At 67.1% G+C, this 5,938-nt stretch carries 6 protein-coding genes; all 6 read left to right on the top strand.

Features of this window, described 5'->3' with window-relative positions; translation table 11 throughout:
- Positions 1-329, top strand: a 329-nt coding sequence (locus ACWCO3_RS30045) for a glycosyltransferase (protein ID WP_450013250.1), incomplete at its 5' end; no start/stop codon positions are given.
- Positions 330-346: 17 nt separating this feature from the next.
- Positions 347-1,801, top strand: coding sequence for an O-antigen polymerase (locus ACWCO3_RS30040; protein WP_450013248.1), 1,455 nt, complete (start codon positions 347-349; stop codon positions 1,799-1,801).
- The gene (locus tag ACWCO3_RS30035; RefSeq protein ID WP_244311866.1) at positions 1,786-2,700 is read left to right on the top strand and encodes a glycosyltransferase family 2 protein; all 915 of its coding nucleotides are present in this window, start codon (positions 1,786-1,788) and stop codon (positions 2,698-2,700) included. Before ACWCO3_RS30040 ends, ACWCO3_RS30035 begins: the two co-directional genes overlap by 16 nt.
- Positions 2,700-3,563 (top strand): glycosyltransferase family 2 protein, encoded by an 864-nt coding sequence (locus ACWCO3_RS30030; protein WP_450013245.1) that lies wholly within the window; start codon positions 2,700-2,702, stop codon positions 3,561-3,563. Before ACWCO3_RS30035 ends, ACWCO3_RS30030 begins: the two co-directional genes overlap by 1 nt.
- 54 nt (positions 3,564-3,617) lie before the next feature.
- A complete protein-coding gene (locus tag ACWCO3_RS30025) occupies positions 3,618-4,835 on the top strand; it encodes an acyltransferase family protein (RefSeq protein WP_450013243.1) in 1,218 nt (405 codons plus the stop codon).
- Between the two features lie 162 nt (positions 4,836-4,997).
- A partial coding sequence (locus tag ACWCO3_RS30020; RefSeq protein ID WP_450013242.1) for a hypothetical protein occupies positions 4,998-5,938 on the top strand: 941 nt, incomplete at its 3' end.

Here is a 5,938-nt window from a genome sequence, read left to right as displayed (position 1 = left end):
CGGCTGCGGACTTCCTCCAGGAGATCGACTGCCTCGTGGTGCCGTCCCGGGTCGAGTCGTTCGGGCTCAGCGCGCTGGAGGCGCTGTCCCTCGGCGTACCCGTGGTGCACACCGGGGCCGGCGGCCTCGCCGAGGTCACCCGGCACGCGACGGGGACCCTGGCTTTCCAGGCGGACCTCGCGCCCGCCGCGCTCGCCGGAGCCATTCGGCAGGCCGTCGGTCGCCGCGCGGCCGACGAGGCGCAGCGGGTGGCCGAGTGGTACGCCCAGGAGTACGCCTTCGACAGGTGTGTGGAGCGATGGCAGAGCTTGTACAGGTCCCTCCTGTGACCCCCACGACCAGCACCGTGACACCCAATCGCTTCCGGGCGCTCGTGCCGTGGGTGGTAGCGGTCGTCGCCGTCGCGGCGGTCTTCCTGTGGGACGTCGAGTTCGGTGTCGCAGCAGCATTCCTCGCGATGGCGGCCCTCCTCTTCCGTCATCACATGTGGCTCGCCATCTGCACGGCCGCCTGGGGTTTCGTCTTCCTCGCCGTCCTCACCATTCCCGGGCCGTACGACTCCCCGGCCGGCCCCGCCGCGGTGCCGGTTCTGGGCTTCTACGCCGCCTGCTTCCTCGGTGCCTGGTATCTCGGCCGTCGACTCGCGGCAGCCAGGGGTCGTTCCAAGGAGCCGACGCCGACCGCGGAGACGGTCGAGTCGACGCCGACCGCGGACACGTTCGTCATGCCGGCCGTGACGACGCGCCCGGCTGCGGGCCGTACCGGTCTCGAATCCGAGCGTGCCGAACTGCGCTGGCCCGCCGAGAGTCGACTCCGGGTCTTCGTACTCTTCCTGCTCCTGCTCGCCGTCATCGGCGCGGCGTTGAAGTTCCGTGGTGACGTGCCGCCGCTGTTCGCCGACAACCCGGACGCCGCACGTGAGGCGGTCAGACTTCGATCCAACCTGATCACCGGGCTGTTCTCGGAGTTCTGGGGGATCGGGCTGGCGGTCTCGTTGCTCCGAGCGCTCACCGGCAAGGCGGAGGGACGGTGGGCGTACGTCGTCTTCGTCGTCATCTTCGCCTTCGGCGCGGCTCTGGGCGCGAGCAAGAACTCCGTTCTGCTGGGTATCGTGCCCCCGCTGGTAGCCGCGCTCTCGGTCCGCCGTTCGGCGACCATCAGCCCGAAGAACCGGCTGCGGGTGTCGCTCGTGGTGCTCGTGATCGGAGCGGTCGCGGTAGGCGCGGCAGTCTTCCTCGGCGGCCAACGGACGCTCGCCGGCACGGGACAGTTCGAGGACCAGTTCCGGGCGCAGTACGGCGCCAGCCCGCTCTACGCCAGCGTCGGGTCGCTGGACCTGTCGCTCAGCAGCTCCGTCGAGACGTTCGGGCGGCTGTGGGAAGTGCGTGAGCAGCATCCGCCCACCTGGGGGCGGTACACCATCACCTTCACCGGCTCGGTAGGAGATCGGCTGTTCGGGCCAGCGGACCTGTACGCCATCACCGCCGGTCTGAGCAAGCCGTTCTACATGAACACCGCGACGTTCGTCGCCATACCCCTGCTGGACTACGGGCCGATCGGCGCCGTGATCTTCCTCGGTCTGCTGGGCCTCAGCGTGGGCGTCATCGACCGTCGGCTCGCGGCCTCCTGGAGCCCCGCGCATCACCTGACCCGGGCGTTCGTCATCTACTTCGCGACCTTCGGCGTCTACGAGCTCTATCCGGTGGTCCAACCGTTCTGGCTGGCCCTCGCTCCTGGCCTTGTTGCCCTGTACCTACTTAGCAAACCGATGAGGTGGATCCCGGAGTGGATGAAACGCTGACAGTCGTCACCGTTCTCTACCGTTCGAACGACATGTTGACCCAGACGCTGCCCACCTGGGTTCGCAGCGCCGAGGGGCTCCCGGTGCGGTTCATCTTCGCGGACAACTGGCCTGAGGACGGCTGCGAGAAGGTCATCGCCGGTTGGCTGGACGACGGGCGGTACGAGTACCTTCCCGACTCGTCGAATCCCGGTTTTGCGGCCGGCTGCAACCGCGCCGTGGCCGCCGCGAGGACGAGCCACGTCCTGCTGCTCAACCCCGATGTGTGGCTGCCCGACGACGCACTGGCACGGGTGTGCGCCGCCATCGCGGAGGACCCTGGCACGCCGATCGCGGTCGGTCTGGCCATGCACGGCGGCGAGTACGTCGGCATCGATGTCAATCCGATCTCACTCTTCATCGACCGGACGGCAACCGTGGCGCGGGGACCGCTGGGCCCGTCGGGTGGCGCAGCTGTCTTCCCGACCGAACTGTTCCATCAGTTCGGCGGCTTCTACGAACACCTCTTCGCCTGGGGCGAGGACGCCGATCTGGCCTACCGGCTCTACGCGTCAGGTAGGCGGACTCGCGCGCTCGACGTCATCCTCCCGCACGCGGGTGGGCACAGCGTCGAGGGTGACAACAAGCTCCAGGGTTTCCGAGCCTTCCTGCTGGCCCGAAACCGGCTCCTGGTCGCGGCCCGGGTATTCACCTGGCCGCTGATGCTCATCGCGATGCCGGTACTGGCCCTGGCGCACCTCGCGCTCGCCGCCCGGCGCATCCGTCAAGGCCTGCTCCGGCCGTTCCTTCGCGGCATCGCGCGAGGACTGATGGAGAGCGCGACCGCCAGGCGGCAATGGAACGGCAAGCGGTTCGGCTTCGCGTCCCTCTACAGCTATCTGACAACTCGGAGAGCATGATGTCAGCACACCAGTGGACTGTCGTAACGGTCACCTACAACTCGGCGGACACGCTCCGCCGGTGCTGGCAAGGGGCCAAGCCCTACGAGTGGATCGTCGTCGACAACGCCTCGTCCGACGACTCGGTCGTCGTAGCCGAGGAGTTGGGTGCCCGGGTCATCCGGCTACCGGAGAACGTCGGTTTCTCCAAGGCCAACAACGTCGGGGTACGCCAGGCCGCCGGTGAATACGTGGTGTTCGCCAACCCCGACCTTGAGATCGACCCGGACGGTATGGACGTGCTCAAGCAGCACCTCGACACCCACGGCGGCCTGGTGGCTCCTCAGCTGATCGGTACCGACGGGACTCCCCAGCCCAACGGCAGAGGATTCCCCTACGCCACCGCCAAGCTGGGCAACCGGAAGATCTGGCCCCTGTCCCGGATGCACGCGACCTACCGGGTGATGGCCAAGCCCGGCGAGACGGTCTACGTCGCTTGGGCCATGGGTGCCGCAGTCGCCGCCCGCACCGCCGACTTCCTCGCAATGGGCGGGTGGAACGAGCAGTTCTTCCTCTACTACGAGGACCATGAGCTCGGGCTGCGGGCGTGGCGACAGGGCATGCCTGTCGCCCTGACCGGCGACGTCCGGTGGACCCATCACTGGGCACGCGCGACGAACTCGTTCCAGTGGTCCCGCGCGCACACGCTGGAGCTGCAGAGCGCCAGGACGTTCTTCGGCATGTTCCCCGAGTTTCTCGTCGGGCTGCCGCTGGCCTCGCGGCGCAATCGGCAGGCGGCACGCCTGATCGGCTCGTCGGTGCCAACTCAAAGGGTTCCGGGCGAACCGAGGCCCTCGCCATCCAGCTCCACAGGAGCCAGGTAGCGCAGGCGACCTTCGTTGCTCTCCTTCCTACCAGGCCTGGTGCGGCGTTCGACGGTGTCGCGGCCGTTCGCCGAGGTCTACGACAGGCGCGCGAACAGCTTTGGCGCTCTTCGGCTCGCGTTCGCGCTCGCCGTGGTGTTGTCCCACTCGGCCGCTCTCGGCTTTGGTCGTCCGCTCATGCCGCGCGTCGATCTCGGTGCCGTGGCAGTGGCCGGGTTCTTCACCATCTCCGGTTTCCTGATCGTCCGTTCCGCTCGGCGCAGCTCGGTTCCTCGCTTCCTGTGGCACCGCGCCCTGCGGATCTGGCCCGGCCTGTGGGTATGCCTCCTCTTCACCGCCGTGGTTGTCGCACCGGTGCTCTTTTTCGAACGGCACGGAACGGTCGCAGGCCTGTGGCGGAGTCCCAACGGGGCCTTCGACTATCTGCGACAGAACTGGTGGGGGGGCCTTCGTCAGTTCGGGATTGCCGACCTGTTGCAGGGCGACACGCCATACTGGCGGTGGCAGGGCGGGAATACGCTCAACGGGTCATTGTGGACTCTCGCCTACGAGATCTTCTGCTACCTGCTGGTCGCCGTCTTGTCCGTTTTCACCATCCTCCGCCGTCAACTCCGCTGGATTCCACTGCTTGCGTTGCTCGCCATGTTCGGTGCCCTCTGCTGGAACCAGTTCCGTCATGGCAACGCAGAGCAGGGCATCTGGCTGACGGGGGAGATCGGACCGCTGCCGATGCTCGGCACGCTCCGAAAGGATTCTCTACTCTGGTACGGCTTCATGTTCCTCGTCGGCGGGACAGCTGAGCTGTACAGCGACCGTCTACTGATCAACGACTTCTTTGGTGTGCTTGCGGTCCTGGTCTCCGGCGGGCTCGCGGCACACGGATCGTTCTTCGGCCCGGCGCTGCTCGCCTACGCGTACGTCACTCTCTGGCTCGCCGTGCGGCTGCCGAAGGCGCTGCACCGGGTCGGAAACAACAACGACTACTCGTACGGGTTGTACATCTACTCCTTCGTCGTACAGCAGGTCATGGCGAAGACCGGGGTGCAGGCGCTCGGCCTGGTCGGCTTCTTCGTTGCCAGCACCCTGGTCAGTGTGGGACTCGCGATGCTTTCCTGGCATCTGGTGGAGCAGCCTGCTCTGCGCCTCAAGGATTGGGCGCCGCGCCTGCTGCGTGAGCAATCCGATGAGATGACGACACCGAAAGGCGGCCGTGCTCCTGCAACCGGCTCGGCGGACAGTGTCACAGCGTCAAGCTCTCAGAATTATGCGTAGCGCTCTATGGTCCGTACTTCCAGGATGGGAGGCATCGTGGTCGCGCAACTCATGACCAGGAACGTGAGCGATCGTGCCCCGTTGCCGGCTCCGGTAAAGCGTCGTCGACCGACCCGCACGGACTGGGCCGTCGTCGCCGTCCTGCTCGCCGCCGTCCCGGTTGTGCACGACGTCCGCACGATGCTCTCCGCGCCGTACTGGCTCGACGAGGCATGGGTGGCGCTTTCCGTACGCATGCCGCTCACTGACCTGCCCGTGACGACGTCGTCGACTCCGATCGGGTGGAGCCTTCTCCTGCGGTTGGTCCCGGACTCCGACGACCTGCGCGTTGTGCCGCTTGCGTTTCACGTTCTGTCTGTTGGGGTGGCGTACGCGCTCGGTCGTCTCCCGCAGTGGCCGACCCGCCGACTGGGGATCGTGGCGGGCGCCGTCGCTGGAGCGGCAGTCCTGCTACTCCCGGCCCAGCAGGTCCGCCACGACCTCAAGCAGTACTCCGCCGATGCCGCCGTCACGGTGGGCATGCTCGCCATCACCGCATGGACAGAGCGGACATGGTCACGCAGGCGGCTAGGGGTGCTGGTTGCCGCAGTCTGCGTCGGGATGCTGATCAGCCACGTCACCGCCATCATCGCGGCAGGTGTGTTCAGCGGGATGTTCCTGGTCAACTTGCTACGACGTCGGTGGGCGCGACTCCTCGAAGTGGCCGTGGCTGGCTTCATCGCGGGCTGGCTCGCGGCGGCCGTCTACGTCGCCTTCTCCGCACGGGCCCGAACCGACGAGATGCGGGCGTTCTGGGCTGCTGCCTTTCCACAGCCGCACGAGTTGTCCGCCTACCTGGCAGAGCGACTTCACAACCTGACGTCCGTCATCGGTGCGCCCGTGCCGCTCATCAGCGGTCTTGCCGTCGCTGGCATCGTGACCATCGCATGGTTACGTCGCCCTGCCACCGCCATCGCGGTGAGTTCGCTGCCCGTAACGGTGATCATCCTTGGAGTGGCGGAGGTGTACCCCCTCCTGGACCCGCGCACCTCACACTTCCTCCTCGTGACGACGGCGGCGATGGCCGGCGTGGGCCTCGTTGGCGTGGCGACCCTGCTGGTAGG

It is taken from the genome of Micromonospora sp. NPDC002411, from assembly GCF_053592955.1.
Note: the sequence above shows the minus strand (reverse complement) of the source record. Positions and strands in the feature narration are given on the sequence as shown.

Coding starts and splice junctions, on each gene's coding strand:
- ACWCO3_RS30030 (WP_450013245.1), top strand. CDS start 2,700: ATGTCAGCACACCAGTGGACTGTCGTAACGGTCACCTACAACTCGGCG.